Below are 25,435 nucleotides of genomic sequence, written 5' to 3' on the forward strand. Positions count from 1 at the left end.
TAATTAACCCGAATCGTTTGTAATGTGGGAAGGAGACTGGAACGTTGAAAACATTAGAACTACAAGAGCGCTTAACGGAGATTTTTCAGCATTTACACGAAAACCCTGAAGTAAGTTGGAAAGAATATGAAACGACAGCGTATATTACTGACTTTTTAAAAGAAGAAGGAATTTCATATAGAACATTTGATGATTGTCCAGGTGTAATTGCTGAGATTGGAGGCGGGAATCCAGTTATTGCGATTCGTGCTGATATGGATGCACTTTGGCAAGAAGTAAATGGAGAATTTAAAGCGAACCATTCATGTGGCCATGATGCTCATATGACCATTGTAATGGGACTTATTTTACAATTGAAAAATATGAGATGGAAAAGTGGTACGGTTAGATTTATTTTTCAGCCAGCAGAAGAGAAGGGGAATGGTGCTTTGAAGATGGTGGAGAAAGGTGCTGTAGATGATGCTGATTTCTTATTTGGCGTCCATCTAAGACCAATTGAAGAACTATCTTTGAAACAAGCAGCCCCATCTATTCGTCATGGAGCAGCAGGATTTTTAGAGGGTATGATTCATGGGGAGGATGCACACGGGGCAAGACCACATCAAGGTGTGAATGCAATTGATGTCATTTCCATGATTAATATCGGTTTGAAAAATATTTGGCTGCCACCGCAAAGTTCTTATTCAGTAAAAATGACGAGATGCCAAGCTGGTGGTGATAATTTAAATATTATTCCGGGAAATGGTCATTTCAGTTTAGATGTAAGAGCAGAGAGTAATATACTATTAGAAGAATTAAAGAAAAAGATTGAGCATGTAATAGAATCAGCTGCATCGATGGGATCAAAAACTTCATACGAATGGATGGATCTTGCACCAGGAGCAGAGGTTTCCGAAGAAGCAGAGCGCTTTATGCGTAAAGGTATTCTCGAAGTGTATGGGGAAGAGAGATGCACAGGGCCTCTCTATACGACAGGAAGCGATGATTTCCATTACTATACAGTGAAAAGACCACATTTAAAAGCTGTCATGCTTGGACTAGGAGCAGACCTACAACCTGGATTACACCATCCGTATATGAGGTTTGATCATAGTTGTATTATGGATGGGGTAGAAATATTGAAACAAACTGTATTGAAAGTGTTAGAAGACAGGGGCTAGAGAGCTCCTGTTTTTTTGTCGTGAATTGTCGGTAAATCGATATATTTGAAAAATCGTTGATATATTTGAAGTTATGATAGATATATTGAGAAAATCGTTGATATATTTGAAGTTACGATAGATATATTGAGAAAATCGTTAATATAATTTCACGTACCTATTAATTTGATGAAAAATGAGCCTCCAGTACATGGTGTATAATAATAAGTACCATTTTTTAATAGGAGAAAACGAATGAACGAACAATATTACGATGCAGTTTTACATATAAAAACAGTCGGTGAGCAAAAAGGGTTTAACAAGTCTATGCATTATCATCGCTATGAACCGACACCGTATAGCGGGTTAGATGAGTTATTGAATCAATATGAAATACGAAGTAGCGACCGAATTGTAGACTTTGGGTGCGGAAAAGGGCGATTAAACTTTTATATGCATCATAAATGTGGTGCTTCAGCAGTTGGAATTGAAATGAATGAAGAATTTTATAAAAAAGCGATGGATAATCGAGATCGTTATGCACGAAAGGCACGAAACAGTAAGGGGAAAATTCAATTCCAATGTTGTTTAGCGCAGGAATATGAGATTGATCCACATGATAATAGGTTTTATTTCTTTAATCCATTTTCTGTACAAGTGTTTATGAATGTAGTAAATAACATTTTGCTTTCAGTAGAAGAAACGGGGAGAGAAGTGGATATTATTTTATATTATCCTTCTGAGGACTATATTTTCTTCTTAGAAAATCAGACTGCGTTTGAGCTGAAGAAAGAAGTAAGGTTGCCTGGGGCTTATGAGAAGAATGGGAATGAGAGGTTTTTAGTGTATAGATTGGAGTGTTAATGTATGGGGGCTTGGGGAGTAGCAATATTATCAGACGATATTGCTGAAGATATTAAGTTACTGTATAAGGATTTGTTAGCAAATGAATATTCAAATGAGGACGCAAGTAGGATTGTAATTGAGGAATACAAGAATGAATTAGATAATGAAGAGACTATTGTTTTTTGGTTAGTATTTGCTTCCATACAATGGAGGTTAGGGAGACTTCAAGAGAATGTTAAGCAGGAGGCATTGCAAATAATAGAAAGTGGTGCAGATTTAGCCCGTTGGGAAGAAGAACCTAAATTACAGAAGAAACGTGAAGTAGTTTTAAATAAACTAAGAGAGCAGTTACATTCTCGGCAGCCAGAAGCTAAAAAAGTGCCGAAAAGATTTATAGCTAATACTTCTTTAAAAGCAGGTGATGCTGTTAGTTATGAATTAGTATCAGGGAGTTGTATTATTCTTAAAGTAATTGAGATTATTGAGGAATGGCACGGAGATAGGTATCCTCTATTTGAAATATGTGACTGGGAAGGCAAAGAAGTTCCTTCAAAGGAACAAATTAACCAATTTGGTTTAAAGAAAAGGATTTATGAAGATGGAAAGCAAGAAATGATGAAACTTGCTATTTATCCTTCAGGAAAAAGAGATAATCCAACTAAGAGAATGCAAATAGTAGCAGAAAATGTAAAAGTAGTATTGAATGTAGGTACACCTTATACAGTAATGAGTTGGAAGGAACTTGATAACTATTTACATGAAATATAATAAAAAAGACGCGCTACCAATAGGTAGCGCGTCTTTTTTATTAGTTACGGATTAAGTAATCAAATGCACCTAAAGCTGCGTTTGCACCTGAACCCATAGAGATGATGATTTGTTTGTACGGATTATTTGTACAGTCACCTGCAGCAAACACTCCTGGTACGTTTGTAGCGCCGTGCTTGTCTGTTACGATTTCACCGCGAACGCGTTCAACTGTTTCGCCTAACCAGTCTGTGTTTGGCACAAGACCGATTTGTACGAATACACCTTGTAACTCAACGTGATGAACTTCTTCAGTTTCACGATCGATGTAAGAAATACCGTTTACTTTATCAGTACCAGTGATTTCTTTCGTTTGAACGTTTTTCAGAACAGTTACGTTTGGTAAGCTGTTAAGACGCTCTTGTAATACAGCATCAGCTTTTAATTCTGGCATGAATTCAAGAACAGTTACGTGCTTAACGATACCTGCTAAGTCGATAGCTGCTTCAATACCAGAGTTACCTCCGCCGATAACTGCTACGTCTTTTCCAGTGAATAATGGACCGTCACAGTGTGGGCAATATGCTACACCTTTATTTTTGAACTCAGCTTCACCTGGTACGCCAACATTACGCCAACGAGCACCTGTAGAAACGATTACGCTCTTACTTTTCAGAATAGCGCCGTTTTCAAGTTCCACTTCAATAAGTTCTTTTTTCTCTAAACGTTTCGCACGTTGTAGATTCATTACATCGATGTCGTATTCTTTTACGTGCTCTTCAAGGCTTGCTACTAGCTTAGGACCTTCAGTCTTTTTCACGCTGATGAAGTTCTCAATGCCCATAGTATCCATTACTTGACCACCGAAGCGCTCAGCAACGATACCAGTGCGGATGCCTTTACGTGCTGCGTAAATTGCTGCACTTGCACCAGCAGGGCCGCCACCAACAACAAGAACATCGTATGGATCTTTATCAGAAAGCTCTGATGCATCTGGACCGTTACCCATTTTAGCTAAAATTTCTTCAAGTGTCATACGACCGCTTCCGAAAGATTCGCCGTTTAGGTAAACAGTTGGTACTGCCATAATGTCTTTGCTTTCTACTTCCTCTTTGAATGCAGCGCCATCAATCATAGTATGTGTAATACCAGGGTTAAGAACGCTCATTACGTTAAGAGCTTGTACAACATCAGGACAGTTATGACAACTTAGGCTGATATAAGATTCAAAATGATATTCGCCTTGAATGTTTTTAATTTGATCGATTAATTTTTGTTCAACTTTTGGAGCGCGTCCACTTACTTGTAGTAAAGCTAACACTAATGATGTAAATTCGTGTCCTAATGGAATACCAGCGAATACGACACCAGTGTTTTCACCAGGGCGGTTTACGCTAAAGCTTGGTGTTCTCTCTAATTCAACTTTTTCTACTGTAATCTTAGATGACATAGTAGCTAATTCGTCTACTAGAGCTAACATATCTTTAGATACGTTATCGTCTCCTGCGCTTACTTTAAGTAAAATATCGTTCTCCATTAATTGAAGGTATTGGGATAGTTGTGTTTTTATATCTGCATCTAGTATCATTTTGATCGAACTCCTTAGATTTTGCCTACAAGGTCAAGGCTTGGTTTAAGTGTTGCAGAACCCTCTTGCCATTTAGCTGGGCAAACTTCACCTGGGTTGTTACGTACGTATTGAGCAGCTTTAATTTTGTTAACAAGAATGCTTGCGTCACGGCCGATACCGTCAGCATTGATTTCCATAGATTGGATAACGCCGTCTGGATCGATGATGAATGTACCACGAGCAGCAAGACCTTCTTCTTCCATTAAAACGTTGAAGTTTGTAGTGATTGTGCGAGTTGGGTCACCAATCATGATGTACTCGATTTTGCCGATAGTTTCTGAGCTATCATGCCATGCTTTGTGAGTGAAGTGAGTGTCTGTAGATACAGAGTATACTTCAACGCCTAAGTCTTTTAGAGTTGCGTATTGGTTTTGTAAGTCTTCAAGTTCAGTTGGGCAAACGAATGTGAAGTCAGCTGGGTAGAAACAAACTACACTCCATTTTCCTTTTAAACTTTCGTCAGTAACTTGGATAAATTCTCCATTATGGTAAGCATTAGCTTTAAACGGTTTTACTTCTGTGCCGATTAATAACATGTTAAAATTCCTCCTAAATGTTGGTTTTGAGCATCAAAAAATAGTGTGCTCATAAAATATATTTTTTAATTAACTATAATAATTCTAATTCGATATTAATTATCATATAGAAGTGGTTATTTTGTCAAGAGAATAAACCAACTTTATACCAATTTAATTAATATTTATTCTCAATTAAGACTAACAGGGAATGGAAAGGTAATTTTAAGTCTATAAATTTTAGATGAGTAGTTGAAAGTTTAGTGTGTATGTTAGAGATAGTGTGTAAGTTTAATTTCTTAGGAAGGAGATATTTCTTAGAAGTTGTGGTTTTGAAAAGGAACTGCTTACTTCTATTTTACAAAGAATTTTGTGATAAATAAAATAAAATGAATCGGAAATTTTTTGAACAATTTTTGTCATCTCAAATATATAATTAGGAAGTATATTACGATAATAGTTAGAAACATTGACTCAAAGTGCTAACAAGATATAATAAAACCTAGATATACATTTCAAAAAGAAGATCATATATTTTAGGATGAAAGATTTAATCCCATTATTTTTTATAGCTTTTAGAAAACGCTTACAATTAGTGTGGAGGGGAAACCATGTCTAAGTTCACGAAGTATTTTTTAATGGAAGCTAACGATGTGATTGCATATGTGAAAGAGAAATTATCTAAGTTTGAACATGCAAAGGGGCTAAAGTGTAAAGAAATAGGTGATGGCAATTTAAATTATGTGTTCCGCGTTTGGGATGAAAAAGAGAACATGTCTGTCATCGTAAAGCAAGCTGGGGATACAGCCCGCATTTCAGATGAGTTTAAGTTATCGACGAATCGTATTCGTATAGAATCAGATGTTTTGCAGTTAGAGGATGAGTTAGCACCTGGACTTGTTCCTAAGGTGTATTTATTTGATAGTGTGATGAACTGTTGCGTAATGGAAGATTTATCGGATCACACAATATTACGTACAGCACTTATAAATCATCAAATATTTCCGCGGCTTGCTGACGACTTAACTACTTTTATGGTAAATACACTTTTATTAACATCGGATGTTGTAATGAATCATAAAGAGAAGAAGGAACTTGTGAAGAATTATATAAATCCTGAATTATGTGAGATTACAGAGGACCTCGTATATTCAGAACCATTTACAAATCATAATAAGCGTAATGAGTTATTTCCTTTAAATGAGGGATGGATTAGGGAGCATATTTATAGTGATAAAGAGCTTCGTATGGAAGTAGCGAAACGTAAATTTTCTTTTATGACGAATGCACAGGCGCTTATTCATGGTGATTTACATACTGGTTCTGTTTTTGTAAGAGATGATTCTACAAAGGTTATTGATCCTGAGTTTGCTTTTTATGGACCTATGGGATATGACGTCGGGAATGTAATGGCGAATTTAATGTTTGCTTGGGTGAATGCAGATGCAACGATGCTACCTGGAGCTGAGAAAGATACGTATATGGATTGGTTACAAACTACGATGGTAGAGGTAATTGATTTATTTAAGAAGAAGTTTTTAGATGCTTGGGATATTCATGTGACCGAGATTATGGCGAAGGAAGAAGGCTTTAACGAAGCCTATTTACAATCTGTATTAGAGGATACAGCTGCAGTGACAGGTCTTGAATTAATCCGCCGTATTGTTGGATTAGCGAAAGTAAAAGATATTACTTGTATTGAGAATGAGGAAGCACGTGCTAGAGCGGAGCGAATTTGTCTTAAAGTAGCGAAGAGTTTTATTTTACGAGCGAATCAATATAGAACGGGTACAAGTTTTGTAGAAACGTTAAAAGAACAGTCAATGCACTACGTGGAGTAAGGGGAGAATATGATGGAAGAGCAATTAATACCAATTCAGTGGAAAGATGATGCTTTAGTTTTGTTAGATCAAACGTTATTACCGAATGAAATTGTTTATGAATCTTTTAAAACAGCTGAAAGTGTGTGGGATGCCATTCAAGTAATGAAAGTACGAGGTGCACCAGCGATTGGTGTTTCAGCAGCTTATGGAGTGTATTTAGGGATAAAGGAATTTGCTGAAGGTACGGAAGAAGGATTTATGGATGAAGTAAGAAAGGTATGTACATACTTGGCGACATCAAGACCGACTGCAGTAAATTTATTTTGGGCACTTGAAAGAATGGAGAATGTAGCGACGGCGAATACTGACTTATCAATCTCACAGCTGAAAAATAGATTACTAGAAGAGGCAAAAGAGATTCATAGAGAAGATGAAGAAATTAACCGTCAAATTGGAGAACATGCATTAACATTATTCCATGATGGAATGGGAGTATTAACACATTGTAATGCTGGTGCGTTAGCGACAACTAAGTATGGTACTGCGACAGCTCCAATGTATTTAGCGAAAGAAAAAGGATGGGACTTAAAAATCTATTCTGATGAAACACGCCCTAGATTACAAGGTTCAACGTTAACAGCATTAGAACTGCAGCGAGCGGGCATTGACGTTACTGTTATTACAGATAATATGGCAGCTATGGTCATGTCACAAGGGAAGATTGATGCGGTAATTGTTGGATGTGACCGTGTAGCAGCGAACGGTGATATAGCAAATAAAATTGGAACATTAGGCGTATCTATTTTAGCGAAATACTACAACATTCCGTTTTATGTAGCGGCACCAACGCCGACAATTGACTTGAAAACACCGACAGGAAAAGAAATTCCAATCGAGGAAAGGGATGCTTCTGAAGTAATTAATCGCTTTGGACAATATTCGGCTCCGAAAGAAAGTAAAGTATATAATCCAGCATTTGATGTCACGCCATATGAAAATGTAACTGCGATTATTACGGAAAAAGGGATTATAAAAGCACCGTTTACGGAGAACTTAAAAAATCTATTTTAGTAAGTAGATAGATTTAAAAAGTCAGTCATCATAAGCTTCATACTTAGGGGGATGTATATGTTATTACAAAAAGAGAGAGAAGAAATTGTAGCGTGTGGAAAGAAAATGATTTCTAGCGGTTTAACAAAGGGGACAGGCGGTAATATTAGTATTTTCAATCGCGAGCAAGGTCTTGTTGCCATTAGCCCAAGTGGTTTAGATTATTATGAAACAAAGCCTGAAGATGTAGTTATATTAAACTTAGATGGTGAAGTAGTAGAGGGAGAGAGAAGACCATCAAGCGAACTCGATATGCACCTTATTTATTATAGAAATCGTGAAGATATAAATGCGCTTGTGCATACACATTCTCCCTATGCGAAGACGATTGCATCATTAGGATGGGAGCTTCCTGCTGTATCGTATTTAATTGCTTTCGCAGGACCGAATGTGCGCTGTGCACCGTATGAAACATTTGGTACGAAGCAATTAGCGGAGGCTGCTTTTGAAGGCATGATTGATCGCCGTGCTGTTTTACTTGCAAATCACGGTTTAATTGCTGGTGCAAATAATATAAAAATGGCGTTTACTGTTGCAGAAGAGATTGAGTTTTGTGCTCAAATTTATTATCAAACGAAAAGCATTGGGGAACCAAAGCTATTGCCAGAAGATGAGATGGAGAATTTGGCGAAGAAGTTTGAAGGGTATGGGCAGCAGTAGAATGAAACAAAGACACCCTCAAGAAAAGATCTTGAGGGTATTTTTTACGCTTTTTTAAGCAACAAATACATAAAGTAAGGAGCCCCAATTAAAGCAACGACAATACCTGCTGGAATGCCATTAGGATCAACGATATTTCGTCCGATTGTATCAGCTAATAATAATAGCCATCCGCCGATTAAAAGGGCGATAGGCATGAAGATTTGATGTCTTGGACCTACTAAAGATTTCGCGATATGAGGAGCCATTAATCCGATAAAGCTAATTCCTCCTGTTACGGAAACAGCTGCGGCTGCAAGTGCAACGGCTGCAACTAATAAGTACCTGCGTTCTTTTTCAATTTCAATTCCAACGCCAATTGCGACTGGTTCGTTTAATGCTAAAATGTTTAATCGATTTGCTTTATAGAAAACAAACGGAATTAATACGATTAACCATGGGAGCATTGCTAAAACGAAAATCCAGTCATCTCCCCAAATATTTCCGGCAATCCATTTTGAAATAAAGTCCACTTTCATACGATCAGCGGATGAAATAAGGACAATCATCGCTCCAGATAGTGCAAATGCAAAACCGATACCAGTTAATGTTAATCGTATTGGTTGAAGTCCAGTTGATTTACTATATGAAAACACGTAAATTAGAACAGCTGTCAGAAATGCCCCAATAAATCCAACGACAGGTAGTAAGTAAAGAAATGAACCTACGTCTATTGGAAAGTATAAAAAGAAAATAGCAACAGCAACACCAGCCCCAGAGTTAATACCAAGAATACCAGGTTCAGCTAAATCATTTCGGGTAATTCCTTGCAGAATAGCCCCTGATAAAGCGAGAGCCATACCAGCTAATAATGTAATGACAATTCTAGGTAGTCTTAAAGAGTATAAAACAAACTCCTCTTTAAAAGTCCCTTGCCCCATTAATGTTGGGAGTAGTCGATCATAAGATAAAGATGCTGAACCAAGTCCCATTCCAACTACAATGGTTGTGATGATTACTATAAGTAAAGCGAGTATAATGAGACGCTGTTTTCTTAAAATAGATTGCATCATGAGAATGTTTTTCCTCCTTTACGTACAATGAATAGGAAGAATGGTAACCCTACAATCGCGACAATTGCCGCAACTGGTGTTTCGTATGGAGCGTTAATAGTACGTCCGATTGTATCTGCAAGTAGCATAAAGGAAGCTCCAGCAATTGCTGACAGCGGTATAACAAATCGGTAATCTGGACCGACAATTGGGCGTACCATGTGAGGTACCATTAAGCCGATAAATGCCATATTTCCAACAAGCGCTACAGATGCACCTGCAAGTAAGATAATAATGATAAATAAAATAGTTTTAATAACAATAATTTTTTGACCTAGTCCAATAGCCACTTCCTCACTGAAACTAAGAACTGTCAATTTTTTTGCTAGTAAGATAGCGATAAAGATACTAATTGAAATGACTGGAATAATAATTTTTAATTGGCTCCAAGTTGTTCCAATTACGCCCCCAGCAGTCCAAAGTGATACATCTTGTGAAATTTTAAAGTAAATGCCGATTCCTTCTGAAATTGCGAGTAGAAATGCTGAAACTGCAGCGCCCGCTAATACAATTCGAAGAGGAGAAAGGCCGCCTTTTTTCACCATACCAATTCCAAATACCATAATTGCGCCAATTGCCGCACCGATAAAGCAAGCTAATGTTAAGTAAAGATAGCTGATGGAAGGGTTGAAAGCAAGTGTCAGTGCAAGCGCAGCATTTGCTCCACCAGATAGCCCTAATAATCCAGGATCCGCAAGTGGATTTCGTGTTAATCCTTGCATAATTGCCCCAGAAACGGCTAATCCAGCTCCTACAAAAATAGCAGCAACTTCACGTGGTAAACGTATTTCTCGAATAATAGATATTTTGTCTCCTTTAGCGGAGGAAGTGAGTGCTAACCATACATCCTTTATCGAAGTATCTGCAGCACCTAATACCATTGCAACCGTAAAAATAAGAAAGAATGCAATTAAGCTTAAAATTAGTTTGTATGTAAAAGCTATAGAACGTGGATTGTCATGATCTTTTGTCATTCGTTTCACATCTTTTCTGTTCATAGAATAAAGGAAGAGGAATTCTTAAATTAAGAATTCCTCATGTTTGTATTATTTACCAAGAAAGCTCTTCTTGAAGAAGTCTAGTTGGAAATCTAATGTAAGTGGATCATTGAAATAGAATTCCATCATGTTTGCTTCATATACGCGATTATTTTTTACTGCTGGGATGTTTTTATATGATTCTGTCTCTTGGAATGAGTTATCAGTATCTTTGTTTTTACTTACGATTAAGTAATCACCAGCAAATTCAGGTAATACCTCAGTAGATAATGCGTAGTAACCTTCTTTTAATGCTTTTTCTTTTACTTTTTCAGGCATTTTTAATTTCATTTCTTGGTACAGGATTTCTGTTCCACGGCCCCAGTTCTCGCCGTATACATAAAGCTGTTTGTTGAAGTTTTCAACAACAGAAACTGTTGCATCTTCACCGATTTTTGCTTTAATTTCTTTACCAGCTTCTTGTGCGCGTTTCTTGAAGTCATCAACCCAAGTTTTTGCTTCTTTTTCTTTGTTTAATAACTTACCAATTTCTAAATGCTGTGTTAAGTAATCAACTTTTCCGTAAGTGTAAGTTACAGTAGGAGCGATTTTCTTTAACTTATCAACATTTTTAACATTTGATAAACCAATGATTAAATCTGGATTTAGTTCAGCGATTTTTTCAACATTTTCATCTGATACTTCAGCAACATCTTTAAGTTTACTATCAAAACGTGGATTTTGTTTAGACCATGAATCTACCCCAACAAGATTTACACCTAATGACATTACGTTACCAGCGAATGATGATAATACAACAACGCGTTTTGGATTTGCAGGAACTTCTATTTTTTTACCATCTTCAGTTTGGTATGTAATTGTTTCTGATTTGCTACCTTTTGCATCATTCTTTTTGTCTGTAGAGCCATTGCTACAAGCACTCATGACAAGAACGAAAAGGACTGTTAGTGAAATAAATAACTTTTTCATCGTCTTTCTCCTTTAACATAGATGATATGTGTATACAATAATTTGTTTAACTGCAATCTTTTTGAAATAGTAGTGGTAATGCAAAATAATTTATTAAAAATCTTGAATATGAGATTTTATAATATGGTAATAACTATATTAATGAAAGAAGATGTAATCTCAAATTTGCTAATTATTAACAAAATGATAATGATTATCACTATTGATTCTTTAAATAATATAATTTTATATAGGTGTATTGTCAATAGTAATTTTGATTGTAAATTTTGCGGAAACAGGTTATATTTTATTGAGAATGATAATCAATGATTAATAGCTGAGGAGTGAGCACGAATGAATCGAGAAGAATTGTTTGATGTAACCGTGATAGGCGGAGGACCTGCAGGGCTTTATTCAGCTTTTTATAGTGGACTCAGAGAAATGAGAACGAAAATAATAGAATTTCAACCACATTTAGGTGGAAAAATACATGTGTATCCGGAAAAAATGATTTGGGATGTAGGAGGACTATTGCCAGTTACAGGTGATAAGTTAATTGAACAACTTGTACAGCAAGGGTTAACATTTAAGCCGGAAGTTGTATTAGATACAAAAGTAGAATCGATTATTCGTAATCAAGATGGTACTTTTACATTAAAAACAAGTACTGGCGAAGAACACTTTTCAAAAACAGTTATCGTCGCAACAGGAAGTGGTATATTGAAACCGCAAAAGTTATCTATTGAAGGTGCTGAGCGATTTGAAGTATCGAATTTAAATTATACAGTTAAATCTTTAAAGCGTTTCAAAGGTAAAACAGTTATTATTTCCGGTGGAGGCAATTCTGCTGTTGATTGGGCAAATGAATTAGAACCAATTGCGAAAAAAGTGTATGTAACCTATAGAAAAGAAGAATTATCTGGTCATGAAGCACAAGTAAAACAACTTATGAACAGCTCAGCGGAGTGTTTCTTTAATACATCGATTACAAAATTAATTGCTGGTGATAACCATGAAGCGATCGAATATGTAGAATTAACAAATCATGAAACAGGTGAGGTTTCTCATTTACCTATTGATGAAGTTATTATTAATCATGGATATGAACGCGACATTACATTATTAGAAAATAGTGAGTTAGACGTTGCAATTATAGATAATTATTATATTGCAGGTAATGCAAATAGTGAGTCTTCAGTAGATGGATTATATGCTGCTGGAGATATTTTAAAGCACGAAGGGAAACTACACTTAATTGCAGGTGCATTCCAAGATGCTGGAAATGCTGTGAATAAAGCAAAACAATTTATCCAACCAGATGCAAGTGAGTATGGAATGGTTTCTTCTCATAATGAAGTATTTAAGAAGAGAAATCGCGAACTGATTAAGCAGATGATGAAATAATAAGGAACAAGTATACCCCCACGTATTTCTCTATTCAAGTGAATGAGAGATGTACGTGGGGGTTTTCCTGTTTACTATATTTTCTATCATTATAATGACACCGGTTTCATCAGTTCATATGATATGAACATTTTATTGGTAAAGCATCCTAGAAAACAATTTAGCTATGTTTTGCTTACACAGAACATGGCTAAATTACGCTGTCCCTTTAGCGCGTTCATTAGGAAATGGCATATTTAGTATAGAAGCAATATACTGTTTTCCGTGTTTTCGAGCCAATGATTCTAATATTTGACGGACGCGTTTTGTAAGATGACCTTGTTTTTGGATGGCTTCACAATATGCGTCATAGAAGGCATATTTAGCCCAAAGGAAATCATCTTGTTGGAATAAGAAATGATTTTTGTACCATTCACCAATTGTATGATAACAATTGTTTTCATGTATTGCTGTGCTTTGAGAAAGAAAACGATCAGATAAAGATACATTCAAATGAGAAATTGTGTTTTCTGTTTCAACTTGTAGTGTTTTTTCTAACATTGTAATGATGTGACGAGTAGCCATATGTTAACTCTCCTTTGTGTAAATGGGTAATACCATTCTATATTTAAAAAATTCTTACTATATAATACTATACAATATATGGAATGCATCTACCTGCTTTTTGAACTGCATTTACAAAATCTTTTTTATTTGTTTACAAAAATAAAGTAAAGTAAGATACAGTATAGATGAAAAAATAATAAAGGAATGAATGCATTGTATATAACAATAGAAGAGACTGCGGAGTATTTGAATTTACCAAAATCGTATATTGAAGAGTTAATTCAGCAAAAGAAAATTCGTGCGCTATTCGATGGAGAGCAATATTTAGTAAATAAAGAACAATTCAATACGCATTTAGAACAAATGGAGAAATATAAGCAATTAGTGGAAGAAATATTGAACGAACCAATTCCAGAAGATATGGATGTTAAAGACGAAGATTAAACTATGGGAAATCCCTTATGAAGATATGCAGAAATGTATCTTCATAAGGGATTTTTTGTTTGAAGATATCAAAAACATAAGGAGTTCTTAGCCTTTCTTCAAATTTTGATAGGTAGTAGTCTACCATGTTAAAAGCATATTTTTTTCTAGCTAGGACAAACATAGAGAACGTAACCTGTACAGATACATATACTATCAGTGCAAAAGCTTATAAATTAATGGAAGGGGTTTTCTCGTGAGTTTATTTCATTGTGATTTTTTGAAAGACTTAATTGGATCTTTTGTGAGAGTAAACAGGGGTGGTCCAGAATCTCAAAAAGGAACAATAATATCAGTATGTCAGGACTACTTCGTATTGAAGAATGAAAAAGGTGAGCTTTATTACTATCAACTTAAACATCTAAAAAGTATTACAAAAAATGCGAAAGAATGTGGATCAAGTGATTGTGAGTGGGAAGATTGCGCCTGTGCAGAAGATTTTGAAGCACTACTTGAAAGTTTCAAATATTGCTGGGTGAAAATTAATCGCGGCGGTCCAGAGAAAGTGGAAGGCATTTTGCAAGATGTTTCTTGTGACTTCGTAACATTAATCGTAAAAGAAGAAATTATATTAATTGCAATAAAGCATATTAAAAGTGTTAACTATAATGCTTTAGCATGCGAAGAGAGCGATGAGAGCGACGATAGTAAGGAAAGTAGCGATAATTCAGGTCGTGCTCGTGCACAAAGACAATCAAGTAGAGGAAGATAATTAGAAAGGGGGATACGAAATTGGAGAATGTATTATGCTGTGACCAAATTAAATGTTTAGTTGGTGAGACTGTAAAAGTAAACCTTCGTGGACCAGAAAGTCGAGTTGGTGAGCTCGTATCGTTAGGAAAAGACTATCTTACATTACAACTACCTCATGGTGAATTAGTATATTATCAGTTGAAACATGTGAAGAGTCTAGTGAAGAAAGTGAAAGAAAGTAAATGTGGCGATTGCTATAGTTCATGTTTCTGCTCTGATGAGGATACTTTTCTAGATATATTAAAAGACTTGAAGTATAAGTGGGTAAAAATTAATCGTGGCGGTCCAGAGTGTGTGGAAGGATTATTAAGTGAAGTGCATGAAGAATGTATTACACTAGTAAACGGCGACGAAGTCATTTATATCATTAATTATCATATTAAGAGTGTGAGTCAAGTAGTGAAATGTAAAAAGAATGAAGATGAATAATGTTTAATAAATAAGAGGGGCATTATGAGGGAAAGAGAAGAAAAATTTCTTATTTCGATAGTATGAAAAGGAATTACTTACTATTAAAACAGAACTTTGCCCTGATTATTTTTTTAGAAGTGGAAGACAGGTAAGAAGAAATTCATAGGAAGGAGGATATAGATGAATGAGTTAAACAAAAGTATTGGAGAAAATATATATGTTAAATTAATCGGTGAAAAAAGATTTAAAGGTGTATTAATAGATGTAGGAAATGATATCGTTGTTCTTTACAATGGACAAGACTATGTATATATATCTTTATATCATGTACAATACTATAAGTTTTTAAGACCATATGACGAAGAAATATTAAAACCAGATGTTGATTCTGTAATTAAGAGGGAATCCCCTTCAATTTCTTTGAGAAAAGTATTAAGTACTTCTAAAGGAATTTTTACAGAAGTTTATGTAGCAGGAAGTGCTCCAATACATGGTTATGTTACAAGTGTGATGAATGATTATATTGTTTTTTATAGTCCGGTTTATAAAACGGTATATATATCTTTAAAACATTTAAAATGGTTAATTCCGTATAAAGAAAACCAAGTGCCGTATGCCCTCAATAAAAATGAACTCCCCGTAAATCCGTTAAATATTACGTTAGCTCGAACGTTTGAAGAACAACTTATTAAAATGGCTGGGAAAATCATGGTGTTCGATTTAGGTGAGGAATCTAATAAGATTGGAAAGATGGCGAAAATTGATGAAGGGCATATTGAAATATTAAAAGCACGTGATGCGAAAATGTATGTAAATATTCAACATGTAAAATCTGTCCATTGTCCGTAAGCTAGTTGAAAAAGGGCTGGCTTTTTCTTTTATATGCAGAAGAAAAGGTCGAGCCTATTTGTTTAGCTCGATTTGAATATGAGGGGAAAAATGAATTGAACATAAATATATTATGGTATGATTTTTTTTGAAAAATTTTGCACAAATTTATAAAGAAATGTGTACGAGCTATCTTTTTATGTATTCAATTTATTTTTTGAGGAGGAGCTGCTCAACTAATTTATTAAAGGGGTTTTGTTGGTGGAGCAGTTTCTAAATCCGTTATCGATTACATTACTTGGTAGTGCTGGTGGAGCAGCAAAAGCAGTTTTAGCAATTTTAAATCAAGCGATAGCAAATGAAAAAGATCCAATTTATGAAGTATTAAAGAATGCTAAATTTCATTTGGTGGATATAAAACAAAAAGATAGGAATTATTATGATGAATTGTTTTCGAATTTGAAAGATCAATTATATATATATGAAATAAACCTTCAAAATGTAGTGGAATTTAAAAAACATTTAAAAGAAAAAAGAACGAGTGTTGTGATTGATGTTTCAGGGGCAGATACAATTAGAGTATTAAGCTGCTGTAATGAACTAGGAATTTGTTATATTAATTCAGCCTTGGAAAATGAGGCAGTAGATCAGGACGATAGTTTAATTGGCTTTCAGCTTACGGAAAGATATACGAGATTTGAGAAGGAAAAAGAGAAATTTACAAATACAAAAGCAATTATAGGCTCAGGTATGAATCCAGGGGTTGTTCAATGGATGGTTGTTGAACTTATGAAGGAACGCCCGAATGAAAAGCCAAGAGCATGTTATATAGTAGAACATGATACGTCATTTTTGAATGATACAGAACTTATAAAGCCTCATACACTGTACGCTTCATGGGCAGTAGAGCGATTTCTAGATGAAGCGATCTGGAGTTATCCGATGTATATGAGTCATCATCGTCCCCTTTACTTTTATGAGGATGTATATGCTTCAGAGTATAAAGTAAAGTTGGGAGAGAAAGAGTTTTATGGTTGTTTAATGCCACATGAGGAAGTATTAATTTTAGGGAAAAACTTTAACATGGAAGTTGGGTTTCTTTACCGAATTAACGAGTATACAACAAATATAATTAGACAGAACTTAGATCAAGTAGAAGATTTATGGAACTGGAATCGTAAAGTGTTTAATCCAGCGGAAGAAGAGGTTGCTGGAGAGGACTTGGTCGGTGTGTTACTCGTTTATGAAAATAGTGAGACATATATGTATAATGTGATGAATAGTAGCCAAGTTTTTCGCAAATATAAAACGAATGCAACGTATTTTCAGGTAGGGTGCGGGATTTATGCGGGCTTGTCAAGTTTACTTTTAGATCAATTTGAACAAGGTGCTTATTACGTCGAGGAGTTGTTATTAAATACAGAAAGTAAGTACGGTGAGTATTTAAATTTATATATGAAGGATTTTGTAATGGGGCATAATACTTTTACTGATGGATTGTTACATGATAGGGTAAGATGGATATAAGTTGCTACCAAAAGGAAGGAGAGATCTCCTTCCTTTCAGTATTATAAGGTTAAATATTGCCCTGAAAGCAAATTCATACTTATACTTTAAGGAGATAACAATGAAAGTTTTTTGTATCGATCAAGGGGAGTTTTTATATGAACAAATACAAGAGCTTGATTTATGAAGAAAGAAGAGCCTTAAAGGTATTTATATTATTATTCTATATTATATTCTTTTTATATGACGCTATATATTATTTTGTATATCCTGCTATGAATATTAGTGGAACAGCGGTAGGGTGGCCAGAAGGTAGTCTTGGGATAGGTGTGCCTATATTTGTAATAGCATTATTTCCTATTTCGATATATCTTCAAAAAAGAGGGTATGTATATTCTATAAAATATTTATTTTTATTTGGATACATGTTTATCAATCTTGTTAATAATTTAATGATTTATTTGCGAACGGATAGACCTTTTGAACATGGTAGTATGGTAGAAATGTTATTAATTTTATTTGCCCCAGTTTTCGTGAATAGAAAATACTTTTATTTAGTGTCCTTTAGTGTAATTGGAAAGTACGTATTTTTCACATTGCTATTACAAGATTTAAAAGTGATAATTCCACTTGTTTTATGTGTATTTTATTTTATTATTTCACATTCTTTATTAAAACGATTTCAATCTTATGTAAGAACAGTGGTTGAAATGATGAACAATATGAAAGAGACGGAAAATTTAGCTGTGATTGGAACTATGTCTACAACAATTGCCCATGAAATTCGAAATCCGTTAACAGCGTTAAAAGGGTTTACGCAAATGCAAAAAGAAAGAAATCCAACTGATACGATGAGCTACGACATTATGCTACAAGAAATTGAAAGAGTCAATGGATTTGTTAGTGAATTGATGTTGTTAGGAAAACCAAAGCCAACAAATTATGAAAGGTGTAATATACGAGACATCCTTCTATATGTTGTGCATCTAATGGAAAGTTATGCAACGCAATATAGAGTTAAATGTTATTTACAAGTAGATGGGAATTTACCAGCTATAAACGGTGATGATAAGCAATTAAAACAAGTGTTATTAAATATCATTAAAAATGGAATAGAATCAATGCCAGAGGGTGGAGAAATTCATATTCGTGCATATCAAAAAACGCAAGGACATTTGTGTATTTCTGTTGAAGACCAAGGATATGGTATAGAGAATGAGAAGTTAGAAAAAATCGGTAAGGCGTTTTACACAACAAAGGAGACTGGTACAGGACTTGGGTTAATGATTACATATAAAATTATTAAGGAACATCAAGGGAGTATCACGATTCAAAGTAGTGTAGGAGTAGGAACGAAAGTAGAAATTTTTTTGCCGACCGTTTAATGTATTGGGAGAAAAGATTTTTCAGAAAAGTGTTCTTGTTGTGTAAATATAAACATTTTATAAAATGTTTCAAGAAGGGTTTTTTTTATAAAATACTTCGTTTATAATGGAGGAAAATATCGACATGAGATTGATTGCTCATGTAGCGGTTCAGTAGTGTTATGAAAAGATAAGAAGGGGTGCACACGCATCCTTTTTTCTATGCAGATATTATGAAAGAGGTGGTATGATGGAATTAACATTAAATTCGACTGTATGTTTACACACGATTCAATTTCGAAAAGAGCAAAAGAATTATATTGTAAAAGATACAATTACAGGAGAAAAATATGAAATGCCGCCACTTTGGATTGATGCATTGGCAATGATGCGTGACGGTTTTTTATTGGGGGAAATTGAGGAGAAATTAAAAGAAGAGTATCCATCCGAAGAAGTGAATATGTTAGCATTCACGAGGCAACTGTTAGAACTAGAACTTGTTGAAATGGTTGATGGAGAAGAGATAGCTTGCACAAAGAAGAAAGAGATAGATTGTTTAGCTTGGGTGCGTCCCCGTGTGGAACAATTCTTTCTTAATTTAAATAGAAAATATAGAAGCAAAGACCAATAGTGGCCTTTGCTTTTTTTATAGGCTATGTTTAAAAAATAACAGCAAATGCTCTTGCGAAAGCACCGTCACTATTTTTAATTTTTAAAGGTGCTGCTGAGAAAAAGAAACGTTTTGCTTCGATAGCATCTAGATTTGTTAAATTTTCAATTAAGTAAATATTATTCCCTAGTAATATGTGATGAATCGGTGATGTTTCTGTTGTGACTTCATCAGGAGAAATGAAATCTAAACCGATAGATTTTACTTTTAATCGCACTAGTTCTTTAGCTAATTCTTCAGACAGATAAAATGCTTCCTTCTCATAAGCTTCTGTATTCCATTTTGTGGATAGATTAGAATGAAAAATAACAATATCACCTTCTTTTATGTCAGTATTATGCAATACTGTCTTAGGTAATTTTCGCTCTTGAATATGTGTTACATCTATAAGAACAGCTTCACCTACAAATTGATCCAGCGGTAATTGATCGATGGTCGTTGCGCCTGAAATAAAATGCGCAGGAGCATCACAATGCGTGCCAACATGAACGACAGAATGAAAATCTGTAACTTGATATCCTGATTCTTCAACACTTGTAACAGCTTCTAGTTGTATTTTAGGTGTTCCAGGAAATTGAGACATATTATTTTCAAATGTTTGTGATAAATCAATTACTTTCATTTTACATACCTCCAATATATGTTTTTCAAATAATAAAAAGCTCATCCTTCAGTATCAAGAAAGATGAGCTTTACATGCTAGTTGAGTTTTATCTTCCAAAATGCATTGCATTTTGCAGGAATTAGCACCTATTCAGTTTGTATAAACTGAGGTTGCTGGGCTTCAAAGGGCCGGTCCCTCTGCCTCTCTTGATAAAGAAGTATTCAGTTTTTAAAATCGGAATTTTCCGATAGTTAAATTGTAATTCATTTCCTTTTTGCGTGCAATACAAAATAGGTATTCACCCAAATAAAGCTGCTCGCATATTGTAGCTTATGTAAATAGAATGCTGCGAAGGAGTGAGTGCAGTGACAGGAAATGTATTAAATTATTATGCTGGTGGTAATACAGCTAGGGGATTTCAAAATTTATACGAAGAGAATTTAAAAGGATTAGACAGATTATTTATCTTAAAGGGTGGCCCAGGAACGGGAAAATCTTCTTTAATAAAGGCAATAGGTCGTGAATGGATTGAAAAAGGATATGATATTGAATTTTTACATTGTTCTTCTGATAATAAATCGGTTGATGGTGTAATTATCCCAAAATTAAAAGTAGGAATTGTTGATGGGACATCGCCGCATGTTATTGAGCCAAAAATGCCAGGGGTTGTTGAAGAGTATATAAATTTAGGAATTGCTTGGGACTCAGATAAACTAAGAAAGCAGAAGTTAGAAATTGAAAGATTTGTTTCAGAAGCAAGCAAAGCTTTTCAGTCTGCTTACGCACGTTTTAAAGAGGCATTGGTTATACATGATGAGTGGGAGAAGATATATATTGATAATATAGATTTTAATAAAGCAAATGAACTAACCAATCAGCTAATCCAGAAATTATTTGCAGATAAAAGCGGGAGACAATCGCTTGTAAAACATCGTTTTTTAGGAGCTGCTACACCGAAAGGAGCAGTTGATTTTGTTCCTAATTTAACAGAAGGGTTACCACATCGTTATTTTATAAAAGGGCGCCCAGGCTCTGGAAAATCAACGATGCTCAAAAAGTTAGCTAAGGCAGCTGAAGAAAAAGGGTTTGAAGTTGAAGTATATCATTGCGGATTTGACCCGAATAGTCTTGATATGGTTATCGTAAGAGAATTAGGATTTGCAATTTTTGATAGCACCGCACCACATGAATATTTTCCAAGTCGCGAGGGTGATGAAATTATTGATATGTATGCCCTTATTGTTACGCCAGGGACGGATGAGAAATATGCGAAGGAAATTCGTGATGTCTCCATTCAATATAAAGCAAAAATGAATGAGGCGATGTCTTTCTTAGCGAAAGCAAAATCGGTTCGTGATAAATTAGAACGAATTTATATTGCTGCTATGGATTTTTCAATAGTAGATGCATATAAAGAGGAGATTCAAAAAGAGTTTGAACGAATTGCTGCTACTGTAATTGAAAAGCAACAATAGACGTTTCATTAGGCTGTCAGTAATTTCTGACAGTTTTTTTAGTATGTAGTAAAATTAATAGTGTATTGTCGAATTTCCAAGGAAATAATCAAAAAATGGAGATGTTATGAAATGAGAGAGAAAATCGAGTTGGAGTTAGAAAGAATTGAAAAAGAGAATGATGTGAAAATTTTATTTGCGGTGGAATCAGGGAGTCGTGCTTGGGGGTTTCCATCGAAAGATAGCGATTATGATGTTAGGTTTGTTTATATACATCCGGTAGAATGGTATTTATCAATTCATGACAAACGAGATGTAATTGAATATCCAATTAGTGATGATTTAGATATAAGTGGTTGGGATATTAAAAAGGCGTTGCAACTATTCGCGAAGTCGAATCCTGCTTTACTTGAGTGGATTCGATCACCAATTTTTTATTCGAAAAACTCTAATTTTCCAGAACTACTTCAACAGATGAGTGAGAAGAATTTTGATCCAAAAGCAACGATATATCATTATTTACATATGGCTTCGAAAAATTATCGTGAATTTTTGCAAGGTGAGAATGTAAAGCTGAAAAAGTACTTTTATGTATTACGTCCCATTTTAGCTTGTAAGTGGCTAGAAGAGAAAACGACTTTACCTCCTGTAGAATTTGATCGATTAATTACAGAATTATCATTAGAACGTAGCGTATTAGATGAAATTGAAAAGTTGTTAATAAAGAAAAAAGCAGGTACTGAATTAGATGTTGGATTGAAAATTAAGGTGCTAAATCAATTTTTAGAAGAACAAATTCATTACTATCAGCAATATGTAAAAGGAATTGAAAAGGGATCAGGAATCGATATTGAGAGTTTAAATACATTGTTTCGAGATATGTTGTTTGAAGCATATGAAAAAGAGCACAAGTAAGTTTGTGCTCTTTTTATTTTGTAGGAATGAAGAAAACAGATATAGCTGCGATAAGACCTGCAAAGGAGAATAAGTAAAAATTCCATGCTAAGTCATATTGCATTGTCATAATAATACCGACGAGAATTGGGCCAGCAATTGCACCAACTCGGCCAAGCCCCAGTCCCCAGCCTAAGGAGGTAGCTCGGATATGTGATGGGAAGTATTGTGTTACATATGCATTTAATATTTGAGTAATACCGACTGATCCAATACCAGCAAGGCCGATTAAAAGATAAATGATTGTAACAGATGGTTTGATTGTTAATAGTCCGATACATATGGCTGCCATAAGATAAGAGATGCTAATAACAATTTTTGCTCCTATACGATCAGCAATTGCTCCAGCGAATAGTGCGCCGATAGCTGCGGTAATATTTAGCATAAGTAGAAATGACAGACTAGACCCAAGAGGATATCCTGCCTGGCGCATCATCTGTGGTAACCAAGTGTTTAAACCATATATTAAAAACATTCCCATTATATAAGTGATCCAAAAAAGTAGCGTTGCTTTTATGTATTCTTTTGAGAATAAAGTAAAAAATCCATTTTTCTTTCGTATAGTAGATGGGTCTTGATGAGTTTTATCTTTTACATGAAATTCAATTTGAAAACGATTAAGAATTTGGTTCACTTCTTCTTGGCGATTACGTGATAATAAAAATTGAATGGACTCGGGTAAATAGCGAATAATGAAAGGAATGAGGAGTAGTGGAATCATTCCGATACCAAACATAATTCTCCATCCGAAATCTTCTAACATAAGCATGGACAAAATAGCACCTAACACGATACCTAAAGGATAGCCAGTAAACATAAGAGCATAAATAAAAGATTGCCTTTTTTTTGGTGAATATTCAACAGTAAGTGCTGAAGCTGTTGGGATAACACCGCCTAATCCGATTCCTCCTATAAATCGAGATAATCCAAATAACTCAGGAGAAGGAGCGATAGCCGCTAAACCCATTGTGATAGAAAAAAGTGCTAAACAGCATATAAGCGTCCATTTACGCCCAATTAGATCTGTAATCGTTCCAACTAGAATAGCCCCAATAAACATCCCAAATAAAGCATAGCTTGCAATTGTACCAGCATGCGCTGGTGATAGCGCCCAGCTTTTGTCTTCTAGGAGCTTTGGTAGAACGGCACCGTAAATACCTAAATCATATCCATCAGCTAAAATGGCTAGCCAACAAATAAAAACAACAAGTTTTGTAATAGAGCTTGGAAAGATAGTTTCTGTAGATTCTAGATGAGGTGGAGCTGAAGGTTGCATAATATTCACCCCTTTTAATTTGTAGATGAATATATTATTTTATTTAATGTTAATATTTTCCTCCTTGTGTCGAATTTTATCTGAAAAGGGTTTATAACAAATAAAGAAGTCCAACAGTAATTTTGTTGAACTTCTTTATTTGTTTACTCATTATCAACTCGTTTTAACGGTTGATCTGCTGGGCCTTCAAGAACGTCTCCCTCAATTGAAAAACGAGAACCATGGCAAGGGCAATCCCAAGTACAATCACCATTATTCCATTCAACTTCACAGCCGAGATGTGTACAAGTTGTATCGACGATATGTAATTTTCCTTCTTTGTCCTTATAAGCACCTGCTCGTTTACCGTTAACATGTACGACAGATCCTTCACCAACTTCGAGATCTTCTGGCTTACGTAATGCGGTTTCAATCTTTCCTGCAATTAAATGTTTCGCAACATCAATGTTTTGGGAGAGGAACGTTTTTATATCTGGATTTGCATGGAAGCGTGATGGTGCATACAGTTCTTTATAGGGACTGTGAACTTTTAGGATGGAGTCCTTCAGTAGGTGAGCGGCAGCAGTTCCAGTTGTCATTCCCCATTTGCGATATCCAGTTGCAACAAATATATTTGGATTTCTTTCGTTAATATGTCCGATATAAGGAAGCTTATCTAGAGTAATTAAATCTTGTGCTGACCATCTATAAGGAACTTCATCTATTCCAAAAGTGGCTTCAGCAAAAGAATAGAGTGCTTCATAATGAAGCATCGTATTTATTCCCTGACCTGTTTTATGACTCTCTCCGCCAATCAAAATTAATTTTTCTCCATTGTTTGTTATATAGCGTAAGGAGCGCTTTGGATCATCAATACTTAAATACATGCCACCTGGATACTCCGTTTTTGCTTTTATTGCAAGAGCGTAGGAGCGTTCTGCGTACATTCGCGTAAAGAAAAAGCTATTCGCATCATAAAAAGGAAAATGTGAACAAGAGACGACATATTCACAAGTGATATGATGGCCCTCTTTTGTAATTATTTGTGAATAATCGCCCTTTTCCACATCCATAGCTGTTGTTTGTTCGTAGACCTTTCCGCCCATCTCCACAAACTTTTCTAAAAGTGTTTTTAAATAAAGAAGGGGATGGAATTGTGCTTGATTTTTCATTACAAGCGCAGATTGTACTGGAATAGGAATCGATAGAGATTGAACATAGTCACAAGGTATATTTAATTTTTGATAAGCTTCATATTCTTTCGATAAATTTCTTAATCCGTTATCAGTAGTTGTATATAAATATGAATCTTCATTTGAGAAATTACAGTCGATTTTATATGTTTGAACAGTTTTATTTATGAATTGTAGAGCCTGATTATTTGATTCATAGTAAAGCCGGGCCTTTTCTACACCGAAATGATTTATTAATTCATCATAAATAAGATCATGTTGTGCTGTTACTTTCGCTGTTGTATGCCCAGTCGTTCCATTTAAAATACGACCAGAATCAATTAAAACAACATCGATGCCTTCTTTTGCAAGTAAATAGGCAGTAGTAATACCTGTAATACCAGCACCGATAATAGCAACTTTCGTCTTTATATTTTCGGATAAACGAGGGAAAGTAGGAAACTGAGTAGATTCAATCCAATAAGATAGCGGCAGTTGTGGAAATGTATCACTTGTCATTGCGG

At 35.0% G+C, this 25,435-nt stretch carries 25 protein-coding genes and 1 riboswitch; of the genes, 16 read left to right on the plus strand and 9 right to left on the minus strand.

Annotated elements, in window-relative coordinates:
- Positions 1-44: 44 nt before the first annotated feature.
- The 3 genes from ACTFO4_RS25800 to ACTFO4_RS25810 all read left to right on the plus strand — a co-directional run bounded on the left by ACTFO4_RS25800 (position 45) and on the right by ACTFO4_RS25810 (position 2,753).
- Positions 45-1,160, plus strand: coding sequence for a M20 peptidase aminoacylase family protein (locus ACTFO4_RS25800; RefSeq protein ID WP_000853516.1), 1,116 nt, complete (start codon positions 45-47; stop codon positions 1,158-1,160).
- A 234-nt stretch (positions 1,161-1,394) separates the two neighbouring features.
- Positions 1,395-2,003, plus strand: a complete 609-nt coding sequence (locus ACTFO4_RS25805) for an SAM-dependent methyltransferase (protein WP_440014514.1) — start codon at positions 1,395-1,397, stop codon at positions 2,001-2,003.
- Between the two features lie 3 nt (positions 2,004-2,006).
- Positions 2,007-2,753, plus strand: coding sequence for a hypothetical protein (locus ACTFO4_RS25810; RefSeq protein ID WP_000501503.1), 747 nt, complete (start codon positions 2,007-2,009; stop codon positions 2,751-2,753).
- 40 nt (positions 2,754-2,793) lie between these two features.
- On the opposite strand, the gene ahpF is transcribed toward ACTFO4_RS25810, so the two are convergent.
- Positions 2,794-4,320, minus strand: a complete 1,527-nt coding sequence (gene ahpF, locus ACTFO4_RS25815; protein WP_000599508.1) for an alkyl hydroperoxide reductase subunit F — start codon at positions 4,318-4,320, stop codon at positions 2,794-2,796.
- Between the two features lie 14 nt (positions 4,321-4,334).
- Positions 4,335-4,898, minus strand: a complete 564-nt coding sequence (ahpC, locus tag ACTFO4_RS25820; protein ID WP_000924420.1) for an alkyl hydroperoxide reductase subunit C — start codon at positions 4,896-4,898, stop codon at positions 4,335-4,337.
- A gap of 590 nt (positions 4,899-5,488) precedes the next feature.
- On the opposite strand from ahpC, the gene mtnK reads away from it, so the two are divergent.
- Genes mtnK through ACTFO4_RS25835 form a run of 3 tightly spaced genes read left to right on the plus strand, consistent with a single transcriptional unit; the run spans position 5,489 to position 8,470 of the window.
- On the plus strand, positions 5,489-6,718 hold the full coding sequence (gene mtnK / locus ACTFO4_RS25825) for an S-methyl-5-thioribose kinase (RefSeq protein WP_078421465.1): 1,230 nt from the start codon (positions 5,489-5,491) through the stop codon (positions 6,716-6,718).
- 9 nt (positions 6,719-6,727) lie between these two features.
- Positions 6,728-7,771 carry an S-methyl-5-thioribose-1-phosphate isomerase gene (gene mtnA, locus ACTFO4_RS25830; protein ID WP_440014515.1) on the plus strand — a complete coding sequence of 348 codons (1,044 nt, stop codon included), beginning with the start codon at positions 6,728-6,730 and terminating at the stop codon, positions 7,769-7,771.
- Between the two features lie 57 nt (positions 7,772-7,828).
- The gene (locus ACTFO4_RS25835; RefSeq protein ID WP_440014516.1) at positions 7,829-8,470 is read left to right on the plus strand and encodes an L-fuculose-phosphate aldolase; all 642 of its coding nucleotides are present in this window, start codon (positions 7,829-7,831) and stop codon (positions 8,468-8,470) included.
- Between the two features lie 44 nt (positions 8,471-8,514).
- Here the strand turns inward: ACTFO4_RS25835 and ACTFO4_RS25840 are convergent, their stop codons facing one another.
- From ACTFO4_RS25840 to ACTFO4_RS25850, 3 genes are read right to left on the minus strand one after another with little or no spacing between them, the layout of a single operon-like run.
- The gene (locus tag ACTFO4_RS25840) at positions 8,515-9,522 is read right to left on the minus strand and encodes a FecCD family ABC transporter permease (RefSeq protein WP_000983752.1); all 1,008 of its coding nucleotides are present in this window, start codon (positions 9,520-9,522) and stop codon (positions 8,515-8,517) included.
- Positions 9,519-10,559 (minus strand): FecCD family ABC transporter permease, encoded by a 1,041-nt coding sequence (locus ACTFO4_RS25845; protein WP_031312273.1) that lies wholly within the window; start codon positions 10,557-10,559, stop codon positions 9,519-9,521. The genes ACTFO4_RS25840 and ACTFO4_RS25845 overlap by 4 nt, the downstream gene beginning before the upstream one ends.
- A gap of 48 nt (positions 10,560-10,607) precedes the next feature.
- Entirely contained in the window at positions 10,608-11,528 is a 921-nt protein-coding gene (locus tag ACTFO4_RS25850; RefSeq protein ID WP_000732585.1) for an iron-hydroxamate ABC transporter substrate-binding protein, read from the minus strand.
- Positions 11,529-11,861: 333 nt separating this feature from the next.
- Between ACTFO4_RS25850 and ACTFO4_RS25855 the strand changes: the two genes are divergently transcribed.
- Entirely contained in the window at positions 11,862-12,911 is a 1,050-nt protein-coding gene (locus ACTFO4_RS25855; protein WP_001078299.1) for an NAD(P)/FAD-dependent oxidoreductase, read from the plus strand.
- Between the two features lie 195 nt (positions 12,912-13,106).
- Here the strand turns inward: ACTFO4_RS25855 and ACTFO4_RS25860 are convergent, their stop codons facing one another.
- Entirely contained in the window at positions 13,107-13,475 is a 369-nt protein-coding gene (locus ACTFO4_RS25860; protein ID WP_016121517.1) for a hypothetical protein, read from the minus strand.
- Positions 13,476-13,661: 186 nt separating this feature from the next.
- Between ACTFO4_RS25860 and ACTFO4_RS25865 the strand changes: the two genes are divergently transcribed.
- The 7 genes from ACTFO4_RS25865 (at position 13,662) to ACTFO4_RS25895 (ending at position 19,433) form a co-directional block, all read left to right on the plus strand.
- Positions 13,662-13,901 carry a helix-turn-helix domain-containing protein gene (locus tag ACTFO4_RS25865; protein WP_002025240.1) on the plus strand — a complete coding sequence of 80 codons (240 nt, stop codon included), beginning with the start codon at positions 13,662-13,664 and terminating at the stop codon, positions 13,899-13,901.
- Positions 13,902-14,136: 235 nt separating this feature from the next.
- Positions 14,137-14,652 (plus strand): hypothetical protein, encoded by a 516-nt coding sequence (locus ACTFO4_RS25870; RefSeq protein ID WP_017673756.1) that lies wholly within the window; start codon positions 14,137-14,139, stop codon positions 14,650-14,652.
- Positions 14,653-14,672: 20 nt separating this feature from the next.
- On the plus strand, positions 14,673-15,122 hold the full coding sequence (locus ACTFO4_RS25875) for a hypothetical protein (RefSeq protein WP_017673757.1): 450 nt from the start codon (positions 14,673-14,675) through the stop codon (positions 15,120-15,122).
- A 162-nt stretch (positions 15,123-15,284) separates the two neighbouring features.
- Positions 15,285-15,953 (plus strand): hypothetical protein, encoded by a 669-nt coding sequence (locus ACTFO4_RS25880; protein WP_001004274.1) that lies wholly within the window; start codon positions 15,285-15,287, stop codon positions 15,951-15,953.
- Between the two features lie 240 nt (positions 15,954-16,193).
- A complete protein-coding gene (locus ACTFO4_RS25885) occupies positions 16,194-17,459 on the plus strand; it encodes a hypothetical protein (protein ID WP_000434666.1) in 1,266 nt (421 codons plus the stop codon).
- A 137-nt stretch (positions 17,460-17,596) separates the two neighbouring features.
- Complete coding sequence (locus ACTFO4_RS25890; RefSeq protein ID WP_061456719.1) at positions 17,597-18,823, plus strand: ATP-binding protein; 1,227 nt, start codon at positions 17,597-17,599, stop codon at positions 18,821-18,823.
- A 229-nt stretch (positions 18,824-19,052) separates the two neighbouring features.
- Positions 19,053-19,433: a hypothetical protein gene (locus ACTFO4_RS25895; protein WP_000424116.1), complete on the plus strand. Its 381-nt coding sequence runs from the start codon at positions 19,053-19,055 to the stop codon at positions 19,431-19,433.
- Positions 19,434-19,461: 28 nt separating this feature from the next.
- Here ACTFO4_RS25895 and ACTFO4_RS25900 read toward each other — a convergent pair whose 3' ends face one another.
- A complete protein-coding gene (locus ACTFO4_RS25900) occupies positions 19,462-20,094 on the minus strand; it encodes a cyclase family protein (protein ID WP_440014517.1) in 633 nt (210 codons plus the stop codon).
- Between the two features lie 85 nt (positions 20,095-20,179).
- Positions 20,180-20,292: riboswitch (SAM riboswitch) on the minus strand.
- 149 nt (positions 20,293-20,441) lie between these two features.
- Here ACTFO4_RS25900 and ACTFO4_RS25905 point away from each other — a divergent pair.
- Together ACTFO4_RS25905 and ACTFO4_RS25910 are read left to right on the plus strand one after the other, a co-directional pair.
- Complete coding sequence (locus ACTFO4_RS25905; protein ID WP_440014518.1) at positions 20,442-21,551, plus strand: PRK06851 family protein; 1,110 nt, start codon at positions 20,442-20,444, stop codon at positions 21,549-21,551.
- 111 nt (positions 21,552-21,662) lie between these two features.
- Positions 21,663-22,445: a nucleotidyltransferase domain-containing protein gene (locus ACTFO4_RS25910; RefSeq protein ID WP_001208237.1), complete on the plus strand. Its 783-nt coding sequence runs from the start codon at positions 21,663-21,665 to the stop codon at positions 22,443-22,445.
- Between the two features lie 13 nt (positions 22,446-22,458).
- On the opposite strand, the gene ACTFO4_RS25915 is transcribed toward ACTFO4_RS25910, so the two are convergent.
- Together ACTFO4_RS25915 and ACTFO4_RS25920 are read right to left on the minus strand one after the other, a co-directional pair.
- Positions 22,459-23,760 carry an MFS transporter gene (locus tag ACTFO4_RS25915; protein WP_001183082.1) on the minus strand — a complete coding sequence of 434 codons (1,302 nt, stop codon included), beginning with the start codon at positions 23,758-23,760 and terminating at the stop codon, positions 22,459-22,461.
- A gap of 143 nt (positions 23,761-23,903) precedes the next feature.
- A complete protein-coding gene (locus tag ACTFO4_RS25920) occupies positions 23,904-25,430 on the minus strand; it encodes an FAD-dependent oxidoreductase (protein ID WP_000199986.1) in 1,527 nt (508 codons plus the stop codon).
- Positions 25,431-25,435 lie beyond the last annotated feature (5 nt).

This window comes from Bacillus cereus group sp. MYBKT14-1 (assembly GCF_051915185.1).
GTDB lineage: Bacteria > Bacillota > Bacilli > Bacillales > Bacillaceae_G > Bacillus_A > Bacillus_A cereus.

Bases quoted from the DNA above. Each gene is read 5' to 3' on its own strand.
- ACTFO4_RS25805 (WP_440014514.1), top strand. From the start codon at position 1,395: ATGAACGAACAATATTACGATGCAGTTTTACATATAAAAACAGTCGGT.
- ACTFO4_RS25810 (WP_000501503.1), top strand. From the start codon at position 2,007: ATGGGGGCTTGGGGAGTAGCAATATTATCAGACGATATTGCTGAAGAT.
- ahpF (WP_000599508.1), bottom strand. From the start codon at position 4,320: ATGATACTAGATGCAGATATAAAAACACAACTATCCCAATACCTTCAA.
- ahpC (WP_000924420.1), bottom strand. From the start codon at position 4,898: ATGTTATTAATCGGCACAGAAGTAAAACCGTTTAAAGCTAATGCTTAC.
- mtnK (WP_078421465.1), top strand. From the start codon at position 5,489: ATGTCTAAGTTCACGAAGTATTTTTTAATGGAAGCTAACGATGTGATT.
- mtnA (WP_440014515.1), top strand. From the start codon at position 6,728: ATGATGGAAGAGCAATTAATACCAATTCAGTGGAAAGATGATGCTTTA.
- ACTFO4_RS25835 (WP_440014516.1), top strand. From the start codon at position 7,829: ATGTTATTACAAAAAGAGAGAGAAGAAATTGTAGCGTGTGGAAAGAAA.
- ACTFO4_RS25840 (WP_000983752.1), bottom strand. From the start codon at position 9,522: ATGATGCAATCTATTTTAAGAAAACAGCGTCTCATTATACTCGCTTTA.
- ACTFO4_RS25845 (WP_031312273.1), bottom strand. From the start codon at position 10,559: ATGAACAGAAAAGATGTGAAACGAATGACAAAAGATCATGACAATCCA.
- ACTFO4_RS25850 (WP_000732585.1), bottom strand. From the start codon at position 11,528: ATGAAAAAGTTATTTATTTCACTAACAGTCCTTTTCGTTCTTGTCATG.
- ACTFO4_RS25855 (WP_001078299.1), top strand. From the start codon at position 11,862: ATGAATCGAGAAGAATTGTTTGATGTAACCGTGATAGGCGGAGGACCT.
- ACTFO4_RS25860 (WP_016121517.1), bottom strand. From the start codon at position 13,475: ATGGCTACTCGTCACATCATTACAATGTTAGAAAAAACACTACAAGTT.
- ACTFO4_RS25865 (WP_002025240.1), top strand. From the start codon at position 13,662: ATGAATGCATTGTATATAACAATAGAAGAGACTGCGGAGTATTTGAAT.
- ACTFO4_RS25880 (WP_001004274.1), top strand. From the start codon at position 15,285: ATGAATGAGTTAAACAAAAGTATTGGAGAAAATATATATGTTAAATTA.
- ACTFO4_RS25890 (WP_061456719.1), top strand. From the start codon at position 17,597: ATGAACAAATACAAGAGCTTGATTTATGAAGAAAGAAGAGCCTTAAAG.
- ACTFO4_RS25895 (WP_000424116.1), top strand. From the start codon at position 19,053: ATGGAATTAACATTAAATTCGACTGTATGTTTACACACGATTCAATTT.
- ACTFO4_RS25900 (WP_440014517.1), bottom strand. From the start codon at position 20,094: ATGAAAGTAATTGATTTATCACAAACATTTGAAAATAATATGTCTCAA.
- ACTFO4_RS25910 (WP_001208237.1), top strand. From the start codon at position 21,663: ATGAGAGAGAAAATCGAGTTGGAGTTAGAAAGAATTGAAAAAGAGAAT.
- ACTFO4_RS25915 (WP_001183082.1), bottom strand. From the start codon at position 23,760: ATGCAACCTTCAGCTCCACCTCATCTAGAATCTACAGAAACTATCTTT.
- ACTFO4_RS25920 (WP_000199986.1), bottom strand. From the start codon at position 25,430: ATGACAAGTGATACATTTCCACAACTGCCGCTATCTTATTGGATTGAA.